This window comes from Lysobacter enzymogenes, from assembly GCF_023617245.1.
Classification (GTDB): domain Bacteria; phylum Pseudomonadota; class Gammaproteobacteria; order Xanthomonadales; family Xanthomonadaceae; genus Lysobacter; species Lysobacter yananisis.
Genome location: NZ_CP067396.1, coordinates 4,290,660 through 4,313,140, shown reverse-complemented (window position 1 = coordinate 4,313,140; position 22,481 = coordinate 4,290,660). Strand labels below are relative to the sequence as shown.

Here is a 22,481-nt window from a genome sequence, read left to right as displayed (position 1 = left end):
GGGGCAGGCATGGAAACCGCCACGGTCGCGATGACGCCGGAGCGATCCGTTGCGGGCGTCGCGCCCGGTATTTTTGTGGAGGATGCAGATGCCGGTAACGAGCGAAGCGCGGCGCATGGCCCCGGCCGAGCGGCAACGCCTGAGCGCCATCGGCGGCGCGCCCGGCGGGGCGTGGCGAAGCGCGTGGTGGAGCTGGCCGATGCTGATCTGCGCGCTGGTCCTGGCCGCGTGGTTCCTGCTGCGCGGGTTGGAACCGCTGTGGGGCGCGGGCCATCGCGGCCCCGACCCGGTCGCGCCCGAACTGATCGCCAGCCTGGGCGCCGCGTTGTTGCTGGCGGCGATCGCGATCTGGGCGAGCCTGCGTGCCACCCGCAGCGCGCGCAGAAACCGCAGGCGGGTGTTCGGCGCTTACTGGGACGACCTGGACGCGGGCATGGTCGATGAAGAACGCTACGAATTCCTCGCGCTGCTGAGCGTGCGCGACGGCGAAACCGGCGTGACGGTGCACTTGCTGCGCGTGGACGAAGGACGCTGTCTGGTGGTGTACGACAAGCCCGGCGACGGCCGTGCTGCGTGCGCTGGCGACGCGCAACTGCGCCGGCGCGCGCTGCTGCGGCGTGCGCCGCGTTCGGGCCTTGTGCTGTCGCTGCGCTTCGAAGGCGAAGCGCTGGCGAGCGAGCCGAGCGATGCGCTCGGCTGGGCGACGCCGGGTTGGGAGTGGGACGGGAGGCTGTGGGATCTGGAGTGGCCGCAGATCGAGCAGCGGGTGGCGCGGGGCGTGGAGTGAGGGCTTGGTCGCGGCGGAGACGAAAGCGTCGGGCCTGAAGGCCCTCCCACAAGAGCGGGCCAGCGCGGCGGCTCTTGTGGGAGGGCCTTCAGGCCCGATGCCTTCCGCTCAAATCGCCGCGCTCACACCCGCGAGAAATTCCACGACACCATCCGCCCCTCGCGGTAGGGCATCACCCCATGGAACGGCCGCGGATCGCGGTCGAACACCAGCGGCAGGAATTCGCGGTCGCCTTCCCACATCGGCAGTTCGTGCAGGCGGTCGAGGTCGGCCCATTCCAGCGTGCCCTCGGGATTGCTCGCGTACGGCTCGCCTTCGAACGCGGTAATCACGAACACGAAGCCCAGCCAGTCCTCGCCGCGCTTGCCGAAGCCAGGCCAGCTGATGGTGCCGCGCAGTTGCAGCGCGATGCATTCGATCCCGGCTTCCTCGCGGATCTCGCGGCGCATGCCGGCCAGCACGTCTTCGTCGGGTTCGAGCTTGCCGCCCAGGCCGTTGTACTTGCCGAGCTGGTGGTCGTCGGGGCGGGCGTTGCGGTGGACCATCAGGACCTGGCGGCCGTCGGGCGAGAGCACGTAGCCCAGGGTGGCCACGATGGGGGTGTACGGCATGGGCGGGGATCGGCGCGGCGAAAGTCAGGCGCACAGTGTCGGCGATCGTGGACGCAACGGCCAGCGCGGCCGGCCACCCCCTGTGACTTCCGGCCCGCACCGATGGCCGCGGCTCGGGTTAATGTGCGCGGACCTGCGTCCGGCGCCGTCCGGCGCGGTTCACCACGACAGGACAGGGAGCCCCTCATGCGCAAGCGTCACCTCTGCGTGCTGCTCGCCGGCCTGACCACGCTCGCCTCCGCTGCGTTCGCGACCGCGTCCGCCGCCGAGAGCGACCGTTGGCAGGTACCGGTGGCGGTCAAGAAACTCGACAACGGACTGACCGTGGTCGTCTCCACCGACCACAGCTCGCCGACCGTCGGCGTCAGCGTGGTCTACCACGTCGGCATGCGCCTGGAGCCGAAGAACCGCACCGGCTTCGCCCACCTGTTCGAGCACCTGATGTTCCAGGGCACCCCGGCCGCGCCCAAGGGCGTGTTCGACCAGGTCATCAGCGGCGGCGGCGGCCGCAACAACGGCTCGACCCGCCCGGACTTCACCAACTACATCGAGGTCGCCCCGGTCTCCGCGCTGGAACGCATCCTGTGGCTGGAAGCCGACCGCATGAAGACCCTGGACTTCAACCCGACCACGCTGAAGAACCAGCAGGACGTGGTCAAGGAAGAGATCCGGGTCAACGTGAAGAACCAGCCCTACGGCGGCTTCATGTGGATCGACATCGGCCAGCACGCGTTCAACAAGTGGGAGAACAACCACGACGGCTACGGCAGCTTCCAGGACCTGGAGAACGCCAGCCTGGCCGACGTGCAGTCGTTCCACCGCGACTATTACGGCCCCAACAACGCCGTGCTCGGCATCGCCGGCGACATCTCGCCGGAGGAAGCGTTCAAGCTCGCCGACAAGTACTTCGGCGCGGTCGCCGGGCGGCCGACGCCGGCGGCGCCGGACTACAGCGAAGGCCTCAACACCGCCGAGAAGCGGATCAACCAGACCGACGCGCTGGCGCAGGTGCCGGCGATCGCCGCGGGCTGGAAGATGCCCGCGCGCGGCAGCCGCGACCAGGCGCCGATGGCGGTGCTGGGCAGCGTGCTGGCCGGCGACGACGCCTCGCGCCTGTACCAGTCGCTGGTCAAGCGGCGCCAGATCGCGCTCAACATCGAGCCGCTGTACGGCCTGACCGACCCGTGGAGCTACAACGGCCCCACGCTCTACACCCTGTTCGCGATGTACAAGCCCGACAGCAGCGCCGACGCGGTGCTGGCGGCGATCGACGAGGAAGTGGCGAACATCGCCAAGAACGGCGTCGACGCGGCGACCCTGAAGCGGGTCAAGACCAAGATGCTGGCCGACTGGTACAACGGCCTGGAGCCCTTCATCGACCGCGCCGACGCGCTGGCGGTGCTGCAGACGCTGTGGGGCGACGCCAACGTGGTCAACAAGATCCCGACCCTGATCGAGGGCGTGACCTCCGCCGACTTGCAGCGCGTGGCCAAGACCTACCTGACCCAGGCCAACCGCACCGTCATCGACCGTCGTCCGGCCGCGACCGCGCCGGCGCCCGCCGCCGCCGCGCCCGCCGCGGCCAAGAACTGAGGAGAGCGCCATGAGTTTGCTGAAGAACCCACTCGCGCTGTCGCTCGCGCTGATCCTCGGCCTGGGCGCCGGCGCGGCCAGCGCCGGCCCCGCGGCCAAGCTGCCCGAACGCCTGCCGCCGCTGGCGCCCGACAAGGCGCTGCCGGTGCCGCAGATCGCCCGCAAGACCCTGGCCAACGGCCTGGAAGTGTGGGTGGTGCCGCGCCAGGGCCTGCCGCGCGTGGACTACGTGCTGGCGGTGCGCAACGCCGGCTACGCCGCCGACGCGGCCGACGCCTCGGGCTTCGCCTCGCTGTATGCGGGCCTGCTGGTGGAAGGCACCGCCAAGCTCGACGCCAAGGCCATCGCCGAGACCGCGCAGGGCTACGGCGGCGCGATCGGCGCCAACGCGACCAACGACGGCGTGGTGCTCAGCGGCTACGCGCTGCCGTCGCAGGCCGCGCCGATGCTGCAACTGCTGTCGGACGTGGCCGAAGGCGCCAGCTTCCCCGACGACGAGGTCAAGCTGGCCCAGGCCAACGCGCTGCAGGGCCTCAAGGCCGCGCAGGCGCAGCCCGGGTTCAAGGCCACGCGCGCGTTGCTGGCGGCGGTGTATGGCGAGCATCCCTATGCGCGCAGCCAGCCGACCGAGGCGTCGATCAACGCGATCACCGCCGACAAGGTCCGCGCCGAACACGCGCGCCGCTTCCGTCCCGACCGCGCCTTGCTGGTGATCACCGGCCGTGTCGGCGCCGAACAGGCGTTCAAGCTCGCCGAAGCCTCCTTCGGCGACTGGAAGGCCAGCGGCGAACCGGTCGCCGACGTCGCCCCCGCGCCGCGCGCCGCGCCGGCGCAGCGGGTGTTCGTGCAGCGCGACGGCAGCGTGCAGTCGGCGCTGCGCCTGGGCCGCCCGGCGATCGCCGCGACCGATGCGGACTACGTGCCCGCGCAATTGGCCGGCATCGTCCTGGGCGGCGGTTTCAGCAGCCGCCTGATGCAGAACCTGCGCGAGGACAAGGGCTACACCTACGGCGCCCGCGGCGGCCTCACCGCGCTGCGCGGCGGCGGCATGGTCCAGGTCTCGGCCGACGTGCGAAACGATGTCACCGGCGCCTCGCTGGGCGAGTTCGTCTACGAGTTCGGCCGCCTCAACGACTACCCGGTGCCGGCGCAGGAACTCGAAGACACCAAGCGCTACGTCGCCGGCGGTTATCTCATCGGCAACCAGCAGCAGCGCTCGGTCGCCTCCAGCCTGGCCGGCAACTGGCTGATCGGCCTGCCGCCGGAGTTCCTCGGCGAATACGTGCCGAAGATCCGCGCGATCGGCGCCGACCAGGTGCAGGCGATGGCCAAGAAGTACTACGCCGTCAAGGACCAGTCGATCGTGGTGGTCGGCGACTACAAGGCGGTGCAGGCGCAGCTCAAGGAGTACGGCGAGTTCAAGCAGGAGAAGTGAGGCCTGGCGCTGGACCCTCGCGAAAAACCCCGGCCAAGGCCGGGGTTTTTCGTTGCGCGAGGCGTTGCGCGAGGCGTTGCGCGAGGCGTTGCGCGAGGCGTTGCGCGAGGCGTTGCGCGAGGCGTTGCGCGAGGCGTTGCGCGAGGCGTTGCGCGAGGCGTTGCGCGAGGCGTTGCGCGAGGCGTTGCGCGAGGCGTTGCGCGAGGCGTTGCGCGAGGCGTTGCGCGAGGCGTTATGGCGTGGGCGCGGCGCGCCGTTGCGCGATCCGCGCGCCGAGCCAGCTGGCCAGCATCGGCAGCAGTATGCCGGCGATCTGCATCCAGCGCGGATGGGTATAGATCGAGGTCACCGCGACCACGCCCAGCGCCACCACCACGCCGACCGTCAGCGCCGCGATGCGCTTGTGCCGGCGCGAGATCAGCGCCGCGACCAGGCCGCCGTCGAGCGCGCCGACCACCCAGCCGCCGAGCACCAGCAACAGCGCCGACAGCGGCGCGTGGGCGATGTGGGCGTTCATCGTCGCCGGGTCCTGGGCGTTGGCGCCGGCCGGCAGCGGGTGCAGCAGGCCGTAGCCGGCCTCGAACAACAGCATGGTCGCCATGGCCAGCGCCACGCCGACCATCATCGCCAGAATCGTGCGTCCCATCGCCCATCCCCGAGCCGAGCCGGCGGCGCGCCGGCGACGCGGCGAGCATCGCGCCGCCGGCGCCGGCTTGCAAGCGCCGAGCCGCGCGCGCACGGCCCACGCATCGCTCGCGCATAATTGGCCGGCGCCAGCCCAGGAGTCCGTCGATGTCCGCCAGCCCCACCGTTTCGCCCCCGCGCCTGCTCGCCTTCGCCGGCAGCCTGCGTTCGGGTTCCTACAACCGCCGCCTGATTCCGGTGCTCGCCGAAGGCGCGCGCGCCGCCGGCGCCGAGGTCGAGCTGATCGAACTGCGCGACTACGCGCTGCCGGTCTACGACGGCGACATCGAGGCCGAGGCGATGCCGCCCAACGCGCGCCGCCTGCAGGAACTGATGGCGCGGCACGACGGCCTGCTGATCTCCACGCCCGAGTACAACGGTTCGATGCCGGCGCTGGTCAAGAACACCCTCGACTGGATCTCGCGCCCGCTGCCCGACGGCCGCTCGGGCACCGCGCTGTTCGCCGACAAGGTCGCCGGCATCGTTTCCGCCTCGCCGGGGCCGCTGGGCGGGCTGCGCTCGCTGCTGGTGCTGCGCGACGCGCTGGCCAAGCTCGGCCTGATCGTGGTGCCGCAGCAGGTCGCGGTCGGCCAGGCCGGCGACAAGCTGCACGATTACGGCGAGCTCTCCGACGAACGCCAGCGCGAGGCCGTGCACCGCGTCGGCGCCGCCGTCGTGCGCCACCTGCGCGTGCAGGGAGCCGCCGCATGAAAGGCCAGCAACGCGAATTGAACCTGCGCTTCCTGGCCCAGCCGACCGACGTCAACTACGGCGGCAAGGTCCACGGCGGCATGGTGATGAAGTGGATCGACCAGGCCGGCTACGCCGCGGCGGTCGGCTGGAGCGGCAAGTACAGCGTCACCGTCGCGGTCGGCGGCATCCGCTTCGTCGCCCCGATCCGGATCAGCGACCTGGTCACCGTCCACACCAAGCTGATCCACACCGGCACCAGCAGCATGCACTTCGCCGTCGACGTCAAGGCGCGCGACCCGGGCCTGGACGACGGCGAACCCGAAGAGCGCCTGTGCACCCACTGCGTGATCGTGTTCGTGGCGATGGACACGGTCGAAGGCAAGCCGACCCCGGTCCCGCCGTGGACCCCGGTCACCGACGACGACAAGCGCCTGGCCGAGTACGCGCTCAAGGTGATGGAGCTGAGCAAGGGCATCGAAGCGACGGTGGAGCGGTACGTGCACGAAGGGTGAGGGGAGCGCGGGGCGCGGTCTTGCGGCATGTCGGCTGTAGGAGCTGCGCAAGCTGCGACCGCGGGGTAGCCGCTCGCGTCGCAGGCGTGGCATAGCGGCCGCAGCCCGCGTCGTTTCCACAGCCGCAAGCGAACCGAGACCCCATAACGCGACAGGCCGCCCGGAGGCGGCCTGTCGGATGCGCGAAGCGGCAGGAGCCGCGGCGCGGAATCAGATCCCGTCGACCCGGCGCGCTTCCATGAACTTGCCGCTCCAGTAGCCGCTGTCCAGGCTCGAGACGGTCACGTCCTTGCCGGTGCGCGGGGCGTGCACGAAGCGGCCTTCGCCGAGGTAGATGCCGACGTGGTCGACGCGGCCGCGGCGGCCGAAGAACACCAGGTCGCCTTCGGTCATGGCGTCGCGGTCGATCACTTCGCCGGTCTTGGCCATCTCGCGCGAGACGCGCGGCAGTTCGATGCCCAGGGCGTTGCGGAACACGTAGCCGACCAGGCCCGAGCAGTCGAACCCCTGGTCCGGCGAGGTGCCGCCCCAGCGGTAGGGCGTGCCCAGCAGGGCCAGCGCCTTCTGCAGCATGCCCTTGATCCGGCCCTGTTCGGCGACCGGCAGGTCGGTCTTGCTCAGCGGGATGTCCTGGCCCTGGCCGAGCATGCGGTTCAGGTCGGTCGCCAGCATCAGGGCGCGGTCGGAGAGGGTCATCGCCTCCGGCAGCATGTGGCCGCCGCTGGCCTGCGGCGCGTCGGCCGAGTCGTTGCGCAGCGACGGGCCGCCCGGCAGCAGGGACGAGGCCATGCCGGCGGAGGCGGACTGGGCGAAAGCGGGAACGGCGCAGACCGCCAGGGCGGCGGTCAGCAGGAGGCGTTGGCTGGCCCGGCGGCCGGGGCGTCGGCCTTGGGCGGTGTCGCGAGATGCTTGGGGGGTGGCAGTCTGGCGGTTGTGGCGATGGGTCGAAGTCGTCACTTAGTAATCACAGAGTCGTCACCGGACAAGGACAATACCCGCCAGACGAGACAGTGTGGTTCAAATTTCGTTAGAGGACCGTAAACAGATATGTGATTTTCCTCACATTTCTGACGGGTCCGCGGCCTCAATCCTGTTCAGGATTGTCTCAAGACTATCTGAGAATGCGCTTGGCGCCGCTGTAATGATCGCGCCAGTACGGACCGTCCAGCCGGTCCAGCCGGACCGTGCCGCCGCTGCTGGGGGCGTGCACGAAGCGGCCCTCGCCGACGTAGATGCCTACGTGGGTGACGCTGCCGGAGCTGCCGAAGAACACCAGGTCGCCGGCGGCCAGGCGCAGCGGGTCGATGCGCGGGCCCTGGTAGCCGGCCAGGTCGCGCGAGGTGCGCGGCAGGTTCAGCGCCAGCATGTCGCGGTAGACGTAGTTGACCAGGCCGCTGCAGTCGAAGCCGCCCTCCGGGGTGTTGCCGCCGTAGCGGTACGGCGTGCCGACCAGGCTGAAGGCGCGCATCAGCACGGCATTGGCGGCCTCGGGGTTGTCCGGGGCCACATGCGGCCAGACCCGCGTCGGCTGGGCCGGCGGCGGGGTGCGGCGCACGGTTTGCTTGCCGCCGCCGCAGGCGGCGAGCAGGCCGCACAGGGCCAGGGCCAGCGCGGCGGCCAACAACGGCCCGCGGCCGCGAACTGGCGCGGGAGCGGTGTTGCCGGGATAATGCGCGGCCTTCGTCACGCCGATAGCTTGGCGGCTCGCGGCGGCGGCGACAAGACAATCCATGTGTCGTTTTGTGGCGGCCGGCGCAGCCCGGCTGTCGATTCCTCTACTTTCCCGGGCGCGCATTGCGCGTCCACCAGCCGGACTAGCCATGAAAATCGAAAAAGATCGCGTCGTGCGTTTCCACTACACCGTAGCCGAGCAGGGCGGCGAGCCCGTGGAGAGCTCGGAAGGCCGCGAACCGCTGGCGATCCTGATCGGCCACAACAACATCATCCCGGGCCTGGAAAAGGCGATGGACGGCCGCGAGGCCGGCGACAAGTTCGAAGCCGACGTGCCGGCGGCCGAGGCCTACGGCGAGCGCCAGGAAGGCCTGACCCAGCGCGTGCCGAAGAAGTACTTCAAGGACGCCAAGCTGGTTCCGGGCATGCAGGCGGTGCTGCCGACCAACTTCGGCCCGCGCGCGGTGACGATCCAGAAGGTCGGCATGAGCGTGGTCGACGTCGACCTGAACCATCCGATGGCGGGCAAGGACCTGCACTTCGCGATCGAGATCGTGGAAGTGCGCGAAGCCGCGGCGGAAGAGATCGAGCACGGCCACGTCCACGGCGACGGCGGCCACGCCCACTGAGCCGCGCGGCCCGTTCGGGCCGCTGGGGCGATACCGGACGGCCCGCGCTTGCGGGCCGTTCGTTTTATGGGGCGGGTCGATCCGGTGCCGCATCGAGACCTGAGCGAAAGGCGTCGGGGCTGAAGCCCCTCCCACGAGCATGGGCTGAAGCGGCCGGGGCTTTGGTGGGAGGGCCTTCAGGCCCGATGCTTTCCGATCCGATCCGGCGACCTGAGCGAAAGGCATCGGGGCTGAAGCCCCTACCACGAGCATAGGCTGCAGCGGTCGGGGCTTTTGCGAGATGACCTTCGGGGCTGTTGTGGGAGGGCCTTCAGGCCCGACGCTCTCGTAGCCGACCGCCGTATCCATCCCCCTGCCACGCATACCCGCAGCGATTTTCCGCTGCCCGCTCCAGAGCCTCTTGCCGATGACCGCATCCGTCCCCGAACTCGCGCCCGTGTCCGTCCCCGAGCGGGTGACCGCGCTCGATGCGCTGCGCGGGCTGGCCTTGCTGGGAATCCTGCTGAGCAACGTCGCCGCGTTCGCCGGGCCGTTGAACGAGTTGCACGACGGCATCGATCCGACGCTGCGCGGCAGCGACCGGGCGCTGGCGACGTTCGTCTACGTGGCGATCCGCGACAAGGCCTGGACCCTGTTCGCGCTGCTGTTCGGCATGGGCTTCGCCGCCATGCTCGGGCGCGCGCAGGCGGTCGGGCGCGGGTTCGGCGCGGTGTACCTGCGCCGCAGCGTCGGTCTGGCGGCGATCGGTCTGGTCCATGCCTGGGCGATCTGGGCCGGCGACATTTTGGTGACCTATGCGTTGTGCGCGTTCGCGTTGCTGGCGCTGCGCCGGCTCTCCGACGAGGCCTGGTTGGCGCTGGGCTGCGCGCTGTACCTGGCGGGCACCGGCTTCATGCTGCTGGTGGCCGCATCGCTGACCTTGCCCGGCGTGCCCCAGGGCGGCGCCAGGGAACTGGCGCGCGCGCAGGCCGAGCGCGCGGCCGAAGTCGCCGCTTATGCCCACGGCGATTACGCCGCCGCCGCCGCGCAGCGCGTGCATTTCTTCTTCGACACCACGATCGCGGGCTGGGCAGTGATGTTGCCGCTGGCGCTGGGCCTGTTCCTGATCGGCGCGGCGCTGATGCGCAGCGGCACCCTCGCCGATCCGGCGCGCCATCGCGCGCGCCTGCAGGCGATGCTGCGCTACGGCGGCGCGCTCGGCGTCGGCCTGACCGCGGCCAGCGTGGCGCTGGAGCCGGCGCCGACGGTGGCGGTGTACACCGCGTCCTCGGTGCTGGCGCAGACCCTGCACATCGCCGGCGGCCTGCCGTTGGCGTTGGCGGCGATCGCCGCGGTGGCGCTGCTGCTCGAGGCCGGCGCGCGCTGGCCGCTGCGCTTCGCCCCGGCCGGGCGCATGGCGCTGACCCATTACCTGACCCAGTCGCTGGTCGCGACCTGGCTGTTGTACGGCCACGGCCTGGGCCAATGGGGCCGCTGGTCGTACAGCGCATTGATCCTGGCCGCGCTGCTGCTGTTCGCCGCGCAGATGGCGTTCAGCGCGTGGTGGTTGCGCCGGTTCCGGTTCGGACCGGTGGAATGGCTGTGGCGCGCCTACACCTACCGGCGTTGGCCGCCGCTGCGGGTCGAGCGCGGCCACGCACAACGGGTCTGAGCCGATCCGCGCAACCTGCGTTGCGCGATCCGCGCGGCGAAGCGGCCCCGCGCCGATCCGCGCGCAATACGACGGCCCGCCGAAGCGGGCCGTCGTCGCGCCGCCCCGCGGCGGCGCATGCCACTGCTCGCCGCGGTCAGTTGACGTTGACCGCGCTCCACACCCGCGCCAGCGCGGCGTACTCGGCCGAGTTGGCGCCGTACAGGTCGGTCGCCGCCTGCAGGGTCCAGGTGCGCGCCTGCGGATAGGTGGTGCTGGAGACGAAGTAGCGGGTCAGCGCGCGGTACATGATCGCGCCCATCTTGTTGCGGCCGATGCCGGCGATCGCGGTGTCGCCGTTGCAGACCATCTGCGCCTTGGTGTAGTTGAAGCCGGCCGGCACGTTGGCGCCTTCCGAGCCCAGGTAGAACACGCGGTTGAGCACGCCGGAGGTGTAGTGCGGATCGAACGGGCCGCGCGCGTAGGTCTGCGAGGCGGTGAAGCCGCCGCTGGGGTAGCAGACCTTCGACGCGCCGTCGGCGTCCTGCTTGAACATCAGGCGCAGCGCCTTCTTGTCGCCGGGATTGCTGATGTAGACCTCTTCGCCGATCAGGTAGTCGCCCGGATCGTTGGCGTTGGCGACGCTGAACTCGACCAGGGTGCCGAAGATGTCGGAGATGCCCTCGTTGATGCCGCCGCTGTCCTTGATGTTGTAGTAGCCCAGCCGCGCGGTCGCGCCGGTGACGCCGTGGGTCATTTCGTGGCCGGCCACGTCGAGCGCGACCAGCGGACGGTAGGTGGTGCCGTCGCCGTCGCCGTACAGCATCGACGAGCCGTCCCAGTAGGCGTTGACCAGGTTGGTCTTGTAGTGGATGTAGCTCTTGACCCCGCGGCCGTCGTTCTTGATGCCGTTGCGGCCGTGCACGTTCTTGTAATAGTCCCAGGTCGCGGCGACACCGTAGTGGGCGTCGGCGGCGGCCGTGGCGCGGTCGGAGGTGGCGTTGTTGCCCCACACGTTGTCGGCGTCCTTGAACAGCGTGCCGCTGGCGCTGTTGCCGTTGCCGGCGTCGAGGGTCTGGCCGTTGCCGCGGCTGGGGTCGGTCATCTCGAACCCGCCGCCGACCGAGTTGGTGACGATGCCGACGTTGCCCAGGGTCAGGGTCTTGCCGGTGCCGTTGGCGGCCGCGGCGTGGACGTGGTCCTCTTCGTGCAGCAGCGTGCCGTTGCCCGCGTCGATGAAGTAGCTGAGGTTGCCCGGCGCCGGGTCGTTGTTGCGCTCGCCGCGCACGTCGACCCGATAGGCCAGGGTCGGCGCGACGCCGCGCGCGAACACCACCAGTTGCGGCTGCGACACCGACGAAGCGGTGCCGTCGAACGCCGCGCCGGCCTCGACGCGGGCGCGGTCGGCGCCGATCGCAGGCTTCAGCGCGGGGCGGGCGAGGGTGCGCATGTCGTCGCCCTGGCTGATCGACAGCAGTTGGCCGTCGCGGCTGTGCACGACGAAGTCGCCGCCGACCACCGGCAGGCCCTGGTAGCTGCGCTCCATGCGCACGTGCTCGGTGCCGTCGCGGTCGATCATGATGTCGCGGGCGCGGAAGCCGTCGGCGGCGACGCGATGCAGCTGATCGCCGGCGGCGCCTTCGAGCAAGCCGCGCGCGCGCGCCGCGGCGGGCGAGGCGTCGGCCTGCGCTTCGGAGCTGGACGCGGAGGCCAGTTCGCTGCCCGCGCGCGCGCCGGTGGCGGCGGCGAGCTGGGCGAACGGCGAGGAATGGCGCGCATTCGCCGCGTGCGCGTCGGCGACGGCGGCCTGCGCGCCGGCGTTCGGCCGGGCGGCGTCGCGCGCGTCGGCGGTCGCGCCGGCGGTCGCGGCGGCGGTGGCGCCGATGCTGGAGGATTGGCTGGCGAGAACGGCGATGGCGGCCAGGATGGCGCCGCCGAGCAGGGCGATCTTCGGTTGCATATGCGTTTCCCCTTCGATACCAAGACGGAAGTGAGGTGGCCGCGCGCCGTTGCGCCGCGATGCGCGCGGACGACGGCGGACTGCGCCGGCGCGGCGGATTGGAATTAAGGAGGCCGTCGCCGGAGCAGCCAGGGCACGTTAGGCCGCTGCGCGAGCTTGTTCGATGCTGAATCCAGTCGTGCGCGTCACACAATCGCGCAGGCCGATTCGCTGCGCGTCACATATCGCGGTTTGGTAATGATGCGAACGCGTCGGCGCGGCAAGGTCGCGCGCGAACGCGCGCGAACGCGAACGGCCCGCTTGCGCGGGCCGTTCGTGAGCGTCGCGGCAGCGGCGCGATGCGGCGATGGATCAGTTGACCTTGACCGCCGACCAGGCCCGGGCCACGGTCTGGTGTTCGGCCGAGCCGCTGTCGTACAGGTCGGCCGCCGCCTGCGACGTGCCGGCGCTCGAGACGAAGTACTGAGTCAGCGCGCGGTACCGGATCGCGCCGAGCTTGGCCTTGCCGATGCCGATGCCGACGATGGCGGTGTCGCCGTTGTGGGCCAACGGGTTCTTGCGACCGCTGCCGTCGCCGGAGGGGGCGCCGGCCGGAGTCGCTGCGCGTCCGGACAAGCGGCGGGCGAAACGGTTGGCCGCGCCTGAGGCCAAGCGTGGATCGTACTTCGGCGTAGCCGCTGCCGAAGTACACCAGCGCATCGATGCCCATGCCGTCGTAGCAAGCCGTTGCGGCGTTGCCACGAGTTGGAATCCGCGTCGACCGTGGTGGATCGTGGCGATGCAGGCCTTGGCCGAGGCTTAGAGCGGAAAAGCGTGATTTAAATAACAAAAAATTAACGACAGCTCCTGAGCCCGCGTTGGCCTTGGGCGCAAGCAAGCGCGCGAGACAACAGTGGCTGCGAGCCTATCGTCGCCAGCGTCCAGGGCGCGCTGACGGCAGCGGCGGGTACGGACAGGCGCGTCCGTTGCGGCGCGGGATTCGCCATGACGGACCGCCAACCGGCGCAAAGCCGGGGCCCCGCGGCGCGCGGCGAAACGCATCACCGAAACCCTGTATCCGATCCTCATCGCATCTGCATCGCCGCGCGCTCGTTACTATGTCGGCGGCGCCGCGCTGAACGCGCGGAGCGGTTCGAACCAAGCGACGGAGCACCATGGGCGCAGCGCAGGTGGATGTGGAATCGGCCGACCCCGTCGGGGCGCGGCGCGAGGACGTGGTGATCGTCGGCGCCGGCGTGATCGGCCTGGCCTGCGCGTTGATCCTGCTCGAGGACGGGCGGCGGGTGCGGGTGATCGACGCCGGCCGCATCGGCGGCGGCAGCTCGCACGGCAACTGCGGCACCATCACCCCGAGCCACGCCACCCCGCTGGCCGCGCCCGGCGTGATCGCGCAGGCGATCAAATGGGTGCTGACTCCGGACGCGCCGCTGTACCTGCATCCGAAGCTCGACCCGCAGCTGTGGGGCTGGCTGCTGCGTTTCGCCGCGCGCTGCAACGCGCGCGACTGGCGCGCCAGCGCCGAAGCGAAGGCGGCGCTGCTCAACGATTCGCGCGAGCGCCTGCAGGAATGGGTGGCGCGGTATGGGTTGGTGTGCGAATTCGACGGCTCCGGCGTCGATTACGTATTCCGTTCCGAGGCCGGCTACGCCCACGGCCAGCACGAACTCGATCTGCTGCGCGAATTCGGCGTCGGCGTGGAACTGATCGACGGCGGCGCCTACGAGGCCCAGGACCCGGCGTTCAAGCCCGGCGTGGTCGGCGCGATCCGCTTCGCCCACGACGCGGTGCTGCGTCCGGACAGCTACGTCGCCGAGCTGGCGCGCGCGGTGCGCGAGCGCGGCGGCGAGCTGCAGGAGTACTGCGCGCTGAAAGACCTGCGCGAAGACGCCGACGGCGTCGCGCTCGACACCAGCCACGGCGTGCTGCTGGCGCGCGAAGCGGTGGTGGCGCTGGGCGCGTGGTCGCCCAAGCTGGCCGAGGCGATCGGCCTGCCGGCGCTGAAGGCCGCGATCCAGCCCGGCAAGGGCTATTCGATCACCTACGACCGGCCCGAACTGCTGCCGCGGCGGCCGGTGGTGCTGAAGGAACCCAAGGTCTGCGTGACCATGTGGGACAGCGGCTACCGGCTCGGCAGCACCATGGAATTCTCGGGTTACGACGAAAGCCTCAACCCGCGCCGGCTGGCGGCGCTGGAGCGCGGCGCGGCGCAGTTCCTGCACCAGCCGCTGGGCCCGGTCGAGCGCGAGCGCTGGTACGGCTGGCGGCCGATGAGCATCGACGACGTGCCGCTGATCGGCCGCGTGCCGGGCCGCCAGCGCCTGTGGATCGCCAACGGCCACGGCATGATGGGCGTGAGCATGAGCGCCGGCACCGGCCAACTGCTGGCCGACCTGATCGGCGGGCGCGCGCCCGCGATCGACCCGCATCCTTACCGACCGGAGCGTTTTGCGTGAGCGAATCCGAGCAAGCACAGTTCGATCTGATCGTCGTCGGCGGCGGCTCCGGCGGCCTCGCCGGCGCGTTCCGCGCGGCCGAGCACGGCGCGCGGGTGGCGCTGCTGGAGCCGAGCCTGCTCGGCGGCACCTGCGTCAACGTCGGCTGCGTGCCGAAGAAGGCGATGTGGCTGGCCGCCGACATCGGCGCCAAGCTGCGCATGGCCCAGTCGCTGGGCTTCGCCGTCGACGCGCCGCCGCAGCAGCCGTGCGAGCTGGACTGGCCGACCTTCATCGTCCACCGCCAGCGCTACATCGCCGGCATCCACGACAGCTACCGCAAGCGCCTGGACAAGGCCGGCATCGTGGTCGCGCCGATGCGCGCGCGCCTGCTCGACGCGCGCACGGTCGAATGCGAGAACGGCGCGCGCATGGGCGCCGCGCGCATCCTCATCGCCACTGGCGGGCACGCGGTCAAGCCGGCGATCCCCGGCGCGGAACTGGGCGGCACTTCCGACGATTTCTTCCAATGGACCGCCGCGCCCAAGCGCGTGGCCATCGTCGGCGCCGGCTACATCGCGGTCGAACTGGCCGGCGTGCTGCAGGCGCTCGGCAGCCAGGTCGAGCTGTTCGCGCGCGGCCAGCGCTTGCTGGAAGGCTTCGACCACGAACTCACCGCGCAGCTGGCCGACGATTATTGCCAGAGCGGCGTGCGCCTGCACTTCGGCCACGCCGTGGCCGCGCTGGAAGCCGACGGTGCGCGGGTGCGGGTGCGCGGCGCCGACGGGTCGCTGAGCGAGGCGTTCGACAAGGTGCTGTTCGCGACCGGGCGCAAGCCCAACACCGCCGGCCTGGGCCTGGAAAACGCCGGCGTGGAGCTGGACGCGAACGGCTTCGTCCGCATTGACGAACTCAACGCCACCAGTGTCGCCGGCATCGACGCGGTCGGCGACGTCACCCCCGATCCGCCGCTGACCCCGGTCGCGATCGCCGCCGCGCGCCGGCTGATGGACAGGCTCTACGGCGGCGGCGGCGCCAAGCTGGACCGCAACGACATCCCGACCGTGGTGTTCGCCCATCCGCCGATCGGCAAGGTCGGACTGACCGAGGACGAGGCGCGGGCGCGATGGGGTGACAATCTGCACATCTATCGCGCCGGCTTTCGGCCGATGCTGTACGCCCTGGCCGAGTCGCCGCAGCGCAGCCTGTTCAAGCTGGTCTGCGTCGGCCAGGAACGCCGCGTGGTCGGCATCCACCTGCTCGGCGAAGCCGCCGACGAGATGTTGCAAGGCTTCGCGGTGGCGCTCAAGCGCGGCATCACCCTGGACGACCTGCGCGACACGGTCGCCCTGCATCCGACCAGCGCCGAGGAAGTGGTGCTGATGCGCTGAAGTCCGCGCGCCTCGTGCCCGGTCGGCCGACAACCAACACAAGACGGGGCGGGCACATGGGCGAAGGCGGAGCGAAGGGAATGCGGCGCGTTGCGATGCGCGCGCTGGCGGTCGCGGCGATGACGGCGGGGGCGATGACGGCGGCGGGCGCGGCGGCCGCGCAGCCGCGCTTCGACATCGACGACTTGCTCAGCGCGCCGCAGCCCGAGCAGCTCGTCGCCGCGGCGAAGGCCCCGACCATCGCCTGGGTCGCCAACGAGCGCGGCGTGCGCAACCTGTGGACCGCGCGCGCGCCGGACTTCGCGCCGCGCAAGCTCAGCGGCTACGACGAGGACGACGGCCAGCTGCTGACCGGCCTGCAGCTCAGCCGCGACGGCCGCTGGCTGGCCTACGTGCGCGGCGGCAGCGCCGATGCGGCCGGCAACAACAGCAATCCCGACTGGAATCCCGACGGCCGCGAGCAGGCGGTGTGGGTGGTCGCCAGCGACGGCAGCGGCAAGCCGCAGCGCATCGCCGCCGGGCGCGCGGCGATGTTCGCGCCGGGCGGCGACGCCGTGCTGGTGCAGGGCCGCGGCCTGGGCTGCTACGCATTGCCGGGCGCCGCCGCGCCGGCATGGTGCAAGGAGGCCTTGCTCAAGACCCGCGGCGCCAACAGCGCGGCCGAGTTCTCGCCCGACGGCAAGTCGCTGGCCTTCGTCAGCAACCGCGGCGACCACGCCTTCATCGGCCTGCTCGAACTGGAGCGGCGCGCGGTGCGCTGGCTCGGCGCGGACTTCAACAACGACGCCAGCCCGGCGTTCTCGCCGGACGGGCGCCGGCTCGCGTTCCTGCGCACCGACGCCAACCGCGCGGGCGAATCGTTCGACCTGACCAAGGCCAATCCTTTCGAAATCTGGGTGGCCGACGTCGATTCCGGGCTTGCGAAGAAAGTCTTCCGCTCCAGCGACAGCGCCGGCGGCTACGCACAGTTCAACGGCGCCGACCCGCTGATGTGGAGCCGCGACGGCCGCCTGATCTTCGCCTCCGAACAAAGCGGTTGGCTGCACTGGTACGCGCTGTCGCCCGAGGGCGGCGCGCCGCGGCCGTTGAGCCGCGGCGAATGCGAGGCCGAGACGGTCGCGCTGGCCGAGGACGGCGCGTTCGTGTTCAGCGGCAACTGCGCGCAGATCGACCACCGCCAGGTGTTCAGCGTCGATGCGCAAGGCAAGGCGCAGACGCTGCTGACGGCGAAGGACGAGATCGCCGTCGAGCCGCTGCCGCTGGCCGGCGGCCAGTGGATCGCGCTGCGCCACGCCGACGCGCTGCGGCCGACCGCGATCGCGGTGATGCCGCGCGCGGGCGGCGAACCGCGGCGGATCTTCCCGGCGCAGCTGCCCGGGCGGTTCCCGCTGGCGCAGTTGGTGCGGCCCAAGACCATCACGCTCACGGCCGCCGACGGCATCGTCTCGCATGCGACCGTGTTCGAGCCGCCGGCGTCGTTCAAGGGCCAGCGCCCGGCACTGGTCTATGTGCACGGCGGCCCGATCCGGCAGATGCTGCCGGGCTGGCACTACAGCGGCTATTACTACAGCGACTACGCCAGCAACCAGTGGCTGGCCAGCCGCGGTTACGTGGTGCTGGCGCTGAACTACCGCGACGGCACCGGCTACGGACAGAAGTTCCGCCTCGCCGACAAGCAGGGGCCGCGCGGCGCGTCCGAGTACCAGGACGTGCTGGCCGCGCAGGCCTGGTTGGCCGCGCGCGGCGACGTCGACGCGCGCCGCATCGGCATCTACGGCGGCTCCTACGGCGGCTTCCTCACCGCCACCGCGCTGGCGCGCAACTCCGACCTGTTCGCCGCCGGCGTCGACCGCCACGGCGTGCACGACTGGCGCGAGAGCGCCAAGGGCGGCGACAACAGCGGCCTGTGGGGGCTCAAGCCGGACGAACTCGAACTGGCGTTCCAATCCTCGCCGGTCTCGCGCATCGACGGCTGGCGTTCGCCGGTGCTGATCGTGCACGGCGACGACGACCGCGCGGTCAAGTTCTCCCAGGGCATCGACCTGGTCGAGCGCCTGCGCGAACGCAAGCTGCCGGTGCAGACGCTGGTGATTCCCGACGAAGACCATCTGTTCCTGCGCCATGCGACGTGGCTGCAGGTGCATCGCACCACCGAGGAGTTCTTCCGGCGGCAGCTCAAGCCCGAGGACTGAACGCTCGCGCGGGCGCGCACCCAGGAGGCGGCATGAAAGGAATCCGCGCGCGCGCCCGCATGGCGCGCATCGCCGCCGCCGCGCTGGCGTCGTCGCTGGCTACGGCCTCGGCGGCGCCCGCCTTCGACATCGACGACCTGCTCGCGCCGCCGCAGCCCGAACAGCTGGTCGCCGCCGCCGACGCGCCGCTGATCGCCTGGGTCGGCAACGAGCGCGGGGTGCGCAATCTGTGGGCGGCGCGCGCGCCGCGCTTCGAACCGCGGCGCCTGAGCGACTACGACCGCGACGACGGGCAACTGCTGAGCGGACTGCAGCTCAGCCGCGACGGGCGTTGGCTGGTCTACGTGCGCGGCAACAAGGCCGATGCGTCCGGGCAGGAGGGCAATCCCGACGGCGATCCGGACGGCCGCGAGCAAGCGCTCTGGGCGGTGGCCACCGATGGCGCCGGCGCGCCGCGGCGCATCGCCGCGGGCGGCGCGGCGTTGTTGTCGCCGCACGGCGACGCGGTGGTGGTGCAACAGTCGCGCGCGCTCGCCTGCCACGGCTTGCCGGGCGTCGCGCCGCCGTCGTGGTGCAAGCCCGCGCTGTTGAACCTGCGCGGCCGCAACCGCGCCGCCGCGTTCTCGCCCGACGGCCGCACGCTGGCCTTCGTCAGCGACCGCGGCGACCGCGCCTTCGTCGGCGCGCTGGATCTGCACGCGCGCGCGGTGCGTTGGATGGGCCCGGACTTCAACCGCGACAGCGAGCCGGCGTTCTCGCCCGACGGCCGCCGCATCGCGTTCCTGCGCATCGCCGCCGGCCGTCCGCAGGCGCCTTACGACCTGAGCCGGGCGACGCCGTTCGAAATATGGACCGCCGATGTCGCCGACGGCCGCGCGCGCCGGGTCTTCGCCAGCGATGCGCGCGCCGGCGGCTACGAGCAGTACAACGATGCGGCCACTTTGCTGTGGGCCGGCGACGGGCGGCTGCTGTTCGCTTCCGAACACGACGGCTGGCGGCGCTGGTACGCGCTGTCGCCCGAAGGCGGCGCGCCGCGCGCGCTGAGCCGCGGCCGCTGCGAAACCGAGACCGTGGCCTCGGCGGCCGACGGCGCCCTGGTGTTCAGCGGCAACTGCGCGCAGCCCGATCATCGGCAACTGTTCGCCGTCGACGCCGGCGGCCGCCAGCGGCAACTGACGCCGACGCGCGGGATCGCCAGCGAACCGGTCGCGGTCGCCGGCGGGCGATGGCTGGCCCTGCGCCATGCCGATGCGCAGCTGCCGACCGCGATCGCGGTGTTGCCGCGCGCCGGCGGCGCGCCGCGGCGGATCTTCCCGGCGCGGCTGCCCGAACGCTTCCCACTGGCGCGGCTGCGCGCGCCGCGCGCGATCGAACTCACCGCCGACGACGGCCTGCGCACGCACGCGTTCGTGTTCGAGCCGCCGGGTCCGGCGCGCGCGCGTCGCGCCGCCATCGTCTACGTCCACGGCGGACCGATCTGGCAGACGCTGCCGGGCTGGCACTACGACAGTTACTTCGCCCACGACTACGCGATGAACCAATGGCTGGCGAGCCAGGGCTACGTGGTGCTGGCGCTGAACTTCCGCTCCGGCACGGGCTACGGCCAGGCGTTCCGGCTGGCGGCGCGGCAGGGCCCGCGCGGCGCTTCGGAGTATCGCGATGTGCTGGCCGCGCAGGCCTGGCTGGCCGCGCGCGCGGATGTCGATCCGCGCCGCATCGGCATCCACGGCGGTTCGTTCGGCGGCTTCCTGACCGCGCTGGCGCTGGCGCGCGATTCCGCCAAGTTCGCCGCCGGCGTCGACCGCCACGGCGTGCACGACTGGCGCGAGGCGGCCAAGGGCGGCGACAACAGCGCGTCGTGGGGCCTGCGGCCCGACGAACTGGAACTGGCCTTGCGCTCGTCGCCGGCCTTCGATGCGCCGCGCTGGCGTTCGCCGCTGTTGCTGATCCACGGCGACGACGACCGCGCGGTCCGCTACGTCCACAGCGTCGCGCTCGCCGCCGAGCTGCGCGCCCGCGGCGTGGCCGTGGAAACCCTGGCCCTGCCCGACGAAGACCACGTTTTCGCCCGTCACGCCAGCTGGCTGCGCGCGCATCGCAGTACCATGGCGTTCTTCCGCCGGCACCTGCCGACCGGCGAGGACGCCGCCGAACCATGAACATTCCCGCCCCCGCCTGGCCCGTGTTCCAGCTGCACCGCGGCCACGCGCCGCTGCTGATCAGCCTGCCGCACGACGGCTCGATGATTCCCGACGAATTCTCCGCGCGCATGGTCGAGTCCGCGCGGCATGCGCCGGACACCGACTGGCACGTCTCGCGCCTGTACGATTTCGCCCGCGAGCTCGGCGCCTCGATCCTGGTGCCGCGCTATTCGCGCTATGTGGTCGACCTCAACCGCCCGCCCGACGACACCTCGCTGTACCCGGGCCAGAACACCACCGGCTTGTGTCCGGCGGTGCAGTTCAGCGGCGAGGCGGTCTACCTCGACGGCCAGGCGCCGGACGAAGCGGAAGTGGCGCAGCGCGTGGAGCTGTACTGGCGCCCGTACCACGAGACCTTGGTCGCCGAGCTCGACCGCATCCGCGGCGAGCACGGTCGCGCGCTGCTGTGGGAAGGCCATTCGATCCGCGGCGAAGTGCCGTTCCTGTTCGACGGCCGCCTGCCCGACCTCAACCTCGGCACCGCCGCCGGCCACAGCTGCCAGCCGGCCACCCAGGCGCGCCTGGAAGCGGTGTTGGCGGGGCAGGGCGAGTACGACTGGGTCGCCAACGGCCGCTTCAAGGGCGGCTACATCACCCGCCACTACGGCGATCCGTCCATCGAAGTCGAAGCGGTGCAGCTGGAGCTGAGCCAGCGCAACTACATGGACGAGGATTCCTTCGCCTACGACGACGCCAAGGCGGCGAAGCTGCAACCGTTGTTGCGCGCTTTGCTGCAGGCGGCGCTGGATTCGCAGCGCGGATGAGTCCGGCGCGCGGCGGCGAAACGGGCGCGGACGCGGTTCCCACAACGCCGCCGCTGTCGCCGGCGCAGGCGCGCGCGCTGCACCTGCACGCCCAGGGCCTGCTCGCGCGTCCGCGCCGGCGCGCGCGCAAGGCCGATGCGTTGGCGGCGATCGCGCGCATGCAACTGCTGCAGATCGACACCATCCACGTGGTCGCGCGCAGTCCGTACCTGGTGCTGTTCTCGCGCCTGGGCGCGTACGAGTCGCGCTGGCTGGAAGAGTTGCTGGCGCAGCGGGCGATCTTCGAGGTGTGGGCGCACGAAGCCTGCTTCGCGCCGATGGACGATTACCTTTTGCACCGCAACGCGCTGCACCAGCGCGAACACCACTGGGCGATCCGCAACGCCCAGCGCCATCGCGCCGGCCGCGGCGGCGAGATCGACCGCCTGCTCGCGCACATCCGCGAGCTCGGTCCGGTCAAGTCGTCGGACTTCGAACGCGAGGACAAGGGCCAGGGCGGCGGCTGGTGGGGCTGGAAGGACGAGAAGCGCTGGCTCGAAGCCGGTTTCGCCCTGGGCGAACTGATGGTGGCGCGGCGCGAGAACTTCCAGCGCGTGTACGACCTGGCCGAGCGCGTGGCCGGCGTCGCGGTGCCGGACTGGGACCGCGTCGTCATCGAGCCGGCGCAGGTGCGGCGCGACACCATCCTGAAGTCGGTCGCCGCGCTCGGCATCGCCCAGGCGCGCTGGATCGCCGACTACTACCGGACCAAGCCGCGCCTGCGCGACCGCGATCTCGACGCGCTGGTCGCGCAGGGCGCGTTGTTGCGGGTCGCGGTGAAGGGTTGGGACGCGCCGGGCTACGTCCATCCCGACCATGCCGACGCGCTGGCCAAGGCCGCCGCCGGCCGCCTGCGCGCGACCCGCAGCGCGCTGCTGTCGCCGTTCGACCCGGTGGTGTGGGACCGCGAACGCGCGCGCGAATTCTTCGGCTTCGACTACACCCTGGAGTGCTACACGCCCGAGCCCAAGCGCCGCTACGGCTATTTCGTGCTGCCGATCCTGGCGCGCGGGCGGCTGGTCGGGCGGCTGGACGCGAAGGCGCACCGCGCGGCCGGCGTGTTCGAGGTCAAGGCGCTGTACCTGGAAGAGGGCGTCGAGAGCGACGACGCCCTGGTCGAGGACATCGCCGCGGCGATCGACGAATGCGCGCGCTGGCACGGCACGCCGAAGGTCAAACTCGGCCGCTGCCGGCCGGCGGAGTTCGCCAAGCCGCTCAAGGCGGCGCTGGCCGCCGCGGCGCGCGCGGAGTAGGCGC

At 71.5% G+C, this 22,481-nt stretch carries 19 protein-coding genes; 13 read left to right on the top strand and 6 right to left on the bottom strand.

The annotated features are described in order from the left end of the window. The first annotated feature begins 88 nt into the window (after nt 1-88). Entirely contained in the window at nt 89-787 is a 699-nt protein-coding gene (locus tag JHW41_RS17795) for a hypothetical protein (protein WP_250444110.1), read from the top strand. A gap of 122 nt (nt 788-909) precedes the next feature. Here the strand turns inward: JHW41_RS17795 and JHW41_RS17790 are convergent, their stop codons facing one another. Next, on the bottom strand, nt 910-1,398 hold the full coding sequence (locus tag JHW41_RS17790; RefSeq protein ID WP_250444108.1) for an NUDIX hydrolase: 489 nt from the start codon (nt 1,396-1,398) through the stop codon (nt 910-912). Nucleotides 1,399-1,584: 186 nt separating this feature from the next. On the opposite strand from JHW41_RS17790, the gene JHW41_RS17785 reads away from it, so the two are divergent. Continuing rightward, entirely contained in the window at nt 1,585-2,991 is a 1,407-nt protein-coding gene (locus JHW41_RS17785) for a M16 family metallopeptidase (protein ID WP_078997336.1), read from the top strand. Nucleotides 2,992-3,001: 10 nt separating this feature from the next. After that, nucleotides 3,002-4,426 carry a M16 family metallopeptidase gene (locus tag JHW41_RS17780; RefSeq protein ID WP_250444105.1) on the top strand — a complete coding sequence of 475 codons (1,425 nt, stop codon included), beginning with the start codon at nt 3,002-3,004 and terminating at the stop codon, nt 4,424-4,426. Between the two features lie 232 nt (nt 4,427-4,658). Here JHW41_RS17780 and JHW41_RS17775 read toward each other — a convergent pair whose 3' ends face one another. After that, nucleotides 4,659-5,072, bottom strand: a complete 414-nt coding sequence (locus tag JHW41_RS17775) for a hypothetical protein (RefSeq protein WP_157490344.1) — start codon at nt 5,070-5,072, stop codon at nt 4,659-4,661. 146 nt (nt 5,073-5,218) lie between these two features. On the opposite strand from JHW41_RS17775, the gene JHW41_RS17770 reads away from it, so the two are divergent. Then, a complete protein-coding gene (locus tag JHW41_RS17770) occupies nt 5,219-5,821 on the top strand; it encodes an NADPH-dependent FMN reductase (RefSeq protein ID WP_250444102.1) in 603 nt (200 codons plus the stop codon). Then, nucleotides 5,818-6,315, top strand: coding sequence for an acyl-CoA thioesterase (locus JHW41_RS17765; protein ID WP_057946784.1), 498 nt, complete (start codon nt 5,818-5,820; stop codon nt 6,313-6,315). The genes JHW41_RS17770 and JHW41_RS17765 overlap by 4 nt, the downstream gene beginning before the upstream one ends. 210 nt (nt 6,316-6,525) lie before the next feature. On the opposite strand, the gene JHW41_RS17760 is transcribed toward JHW41_RS17765, so the two are convergent. After that, entirely contained in the window at nt 6,526-7,104 is a 579-nt protein-coding gene (locus JHW41_RS17760; protein ID WP_078997339.1) for a C40 family peptidase, read from the bottom strand. A gap of 322 nt (nt 7,105-7,426) precedes the next feature. After that, nucleotides 7,427-8,047, bottom strand: coding sequence for a C40 family peptidase (locus tag JHW41_RS17755; protein WP_428995391.1), 621 nt, complete (start codon nt 8,045-8,047; stop codon nt 7,427-7,429). An 88-nt stretch (nt 8,048-8,135) separates the two neighbouring features. Here JHW41_RS17755 and JHW41_RS17750 point away from each other — a divergent pair, with 88 nt between their 5' ends. Both JHW41_RS17750 and JHW41_RS17745 read left to right on the top strand, forming a co-directional pair. Then, entirely contained in the window at nt 8,136-8,615 is a 480-nt protein-coding gene (locus JHW41_RS17750) for an FKBP-type peptidyl-prolyl cis-trans isomerase (RefSeq protein ID WP_057946794.1), read from the top strand. A 406-nt stretch (nt 8,616-9,021) separates the two neighbouring features. Continuing rightward, nucleotides 9,022-10,266, top strand: a complete 1,245-nt coding sequence (locus JHW41_RS17745) for a DUF418 domain-containing protein (protein WP_250444100.1) — start codon at nt 9,022-9,024, stop codon at nt 10,264-10,266. A gap of 136 nt (nt 10,267-10,402) precedes the next feature. On the opposite strand, the gene JHW41_RS17740 is transcribed toward JHW41_RS17745, so the two are convergent. Then, nucleotides 10,403-12,205, bottom strand: coding sequence for a M4 family metallopeptidase (locus JHW41_RS17740; protein ID WP_250444097.1), 1,803 nt, complete (start codon nt 12,203-12,205; stop codon nt 10,403-10,405). Between the two features lie 351 nt (nt 12,206-12,556). Next, nucleotides 12,557-12,856, bottom strand: a complete 300-nt coding sequence (locus tag JHW41_RS17735) for a M4 family metallopeptidase (RefSeq protein WP_250444093.1) — start codon at nt 12,854-12,856, stop codon at nt 12,557-12,559. A gap of 503 nt (nt 12,857-13,359) precedes the next feature. Between JHW41_RS17735 and JHW41_RS17730 the strand changes: the two genes are divergently transcribed. From JHW41_RS17730 to JHW41_RS17705, 6 genes are all read left to right on the top strand, one after another. Beyond that, nucleotides 13,360-14,658 carry an NAD(P)/FAD-dependent oxidoreductase gene (locus JHW41_RS17730; RefSeq protein WP_250444091.1) on the top strand — a complete coding sequence of 433 codons (1,299 nt, stop codon included), beginning with the start codon at nt 13,360-13,362 and terminating at the stop codon, nt 14,656-14,658. Continuing rightward, entirely contained in the window at nt 14,655-16,028 is a 1,374-nt protein-coding gene (gene gorA / locus JHW41_RS17725; protein WP_250444088.1) for a glutathione-disulfide reductase, read from the top strand. Before JHW41_RS17730 ends, gorA begins: the two co-directional genes overlap by 4 nt. A gap of 134 nt (nt 16,029-16,162) precedes the next feature. Continuing rightward, a complete protein-coding gene (locus tag JHW41_RS17720) occupies nt 16,163-18,220 on the top strand; it encodes a prolyl oligopeptidase family serine peptidase (RefSeq protein WP_250444085.1) in 2,058 nt (685 codons plus the stop codon). Nucleotides 18,221-18,252: 32 nt separating this feature from the next. Continuing rightward, on the top strand, nt 18,253-20,379 hold the full coding sequence (locus tag JHW41_RS17715) for a S9 family peptidase (protein WP_250444082.1): 2,127 nt from the start codon (nt 18,253-18,255) through the stop codon (nt 20,377-20,379). Next, nucleotides 20,376-21,185, top strand: a complete 810-nt coding sequence (gene hutG / locus JHW41_RS17710; RefSeq protein WP_078998982.1) for an N-formylglutamate deformylase — start codon at nt 20,376-20,378, stop codon at nt 21,183-21,185. The genes JHW41_RS17715 and hutG overlap by 4 nt, the downstream gene beginning before the upstream one ends. After that, entirely contained in the window at nt 21,182-22,477 is a 1,296-nt protein-coding gene (locus JHW41_RS17705) for a winged helix-turn-helix domain-containing protein (RefSeq protein WP_250444079.1), read from the top strand. The genes hutG and JHW41_RS17705 overlap by 4 nt, the downstream gene beginning before the upstream one ends. The last annotated feature ends 4 nt before the right edge of the window (nt 22,478-22,481 follow it).

What these genes read in the sequence shown, in the direction of transcription:
- JHW41_RS17720 (WP_250444085.1), top strand. Translation starts at nt 16,163, where the DNA reads ATGACGGCGGCGGGCGCGGCGGCCGCGCAGCCGCGCTTCGACATCGAC.
- JHW41_RS17765 (WP_057946784.1), top strand. Translation starts at nt 5,818, where the DNA reads ATGAAAGGCCAGCAACGCGAATTGAACCTGCGCTTCCTGGCCCAGCCG.
- JHW41_RS17795 (WP_250444110.1), top strand. Translation starts at nt 89, where the DNA reads ATGCCGGTAACGAGCGAAGCGCGGCGCATGGCCCCGGCCGAGCGGCAA.
- hutG (WP_078998982.1), top strand. Translation starts at nt 20,376, where the DNA reads ATGAACATTCCCGCCCCCGCCTGGCCCGTGTTCCAGCTGCACCGCGGC.
- JHW41_RS17780 (WP_250444105.1), top strand. Translation starts at nt 3,002, where the DNA reads ATGAGTTTGCTGAAGAACCCACTCGCGCTGTCGCTCGCGCTGATCCTC.
- JHW41_RS17740 (WP_250444097.1), bottom strand. Translation starts at nt 12,205, where the DNA reads ATGCAACCGAAGATCGCCCTGCTCGGCGGCGCCATCCTGGCCGCCATC.
- JHW41_RS17750 (WP_057946794.1), top strand. Translation starts at nt 8,136, where the DNA reads ATGAAAATCGAAAAAGATCGCGTCGTGCGTTTCCACTACACCGTAGCC.
- JHW41_RS17730 (WP_250444091.1), top strand. Translation starts at nt 13,360, where the DNA reads ATGGGCGCAGCGCAGGTGGATGTGGAATCGGCCGACCCCGTCGGGGCG.
- JHW41_RS17760 (WP_078997339.1), bottom strand. Translation starts at nt 7,104, where the DNA reads ATGGCCTCGTCCCTGCTGCCGGGCGGCCCGTCGCTGCGCAACGACTCG.
- JHW41_RS17705 (WP_250444079.1), top strand. Translation starts at nt 21,182, where the DNA reads ATGAGTCCGGCGCGCGGCGGCGAAACGGGCGCGGACGCGGTTCCCACA.
- JHW41_RS17785 (WP_078997336.1), top strand. Translation starts at nt 1,585, where the DNA reads ATGCGCAAGCGTCACCTCTGCGTGCTGCTCGCCGGCCTGACCACGCTC.
- JHW41_RS17770 (WP_250444102.1), top strand. Translation starts at nt 5,219, where the DNA reads ATGTCCGCCAGCCCCACCGTTTCGCCCCCGCGCCTGCTCGCCTTCGCC.
- JHW41_RS17775 (WP_157490344.1), bottom strand. Translation starts at nt 5,072, where the DNA reads ATGGGACGCACGATTCTGGCGATGATGGTCGGCGTGGCGCTGGCCATG.
- JHW41_RS17745 (WP_250444100.1), top strand. Translation starts at nt 9,022, where the DNA reads ATGACCGCATCCGTCCCCGAACTCGCGCCCGTGTCCGTCCCCGAGCGG.
- JHW41_RS17755 (WP_428995391.1), bottom strand. Translation starts at nt 8,047, where the DNA reads ATGGATTGTCTTGTCGCCGCCGCCGCGAGCCGCCAAGCTATCGGCGTG.
- JHW41_RS17715 (WP_250444082.1), top strand. Translation starts at nt 18,253, where the DNA reads ATGAAAGGAATCCGCGCGCGCGCCCGCATGGCGCGCATCGCCGCCGCC.
- JHW41_RS17790 (WP_250444108.1), bottom strand. Translation starts at nt 1,398, where the DNA reads ATGCCGTACACCCCCATCGTGGCCACCCTGGGCTACGTGCTCTCGCCC.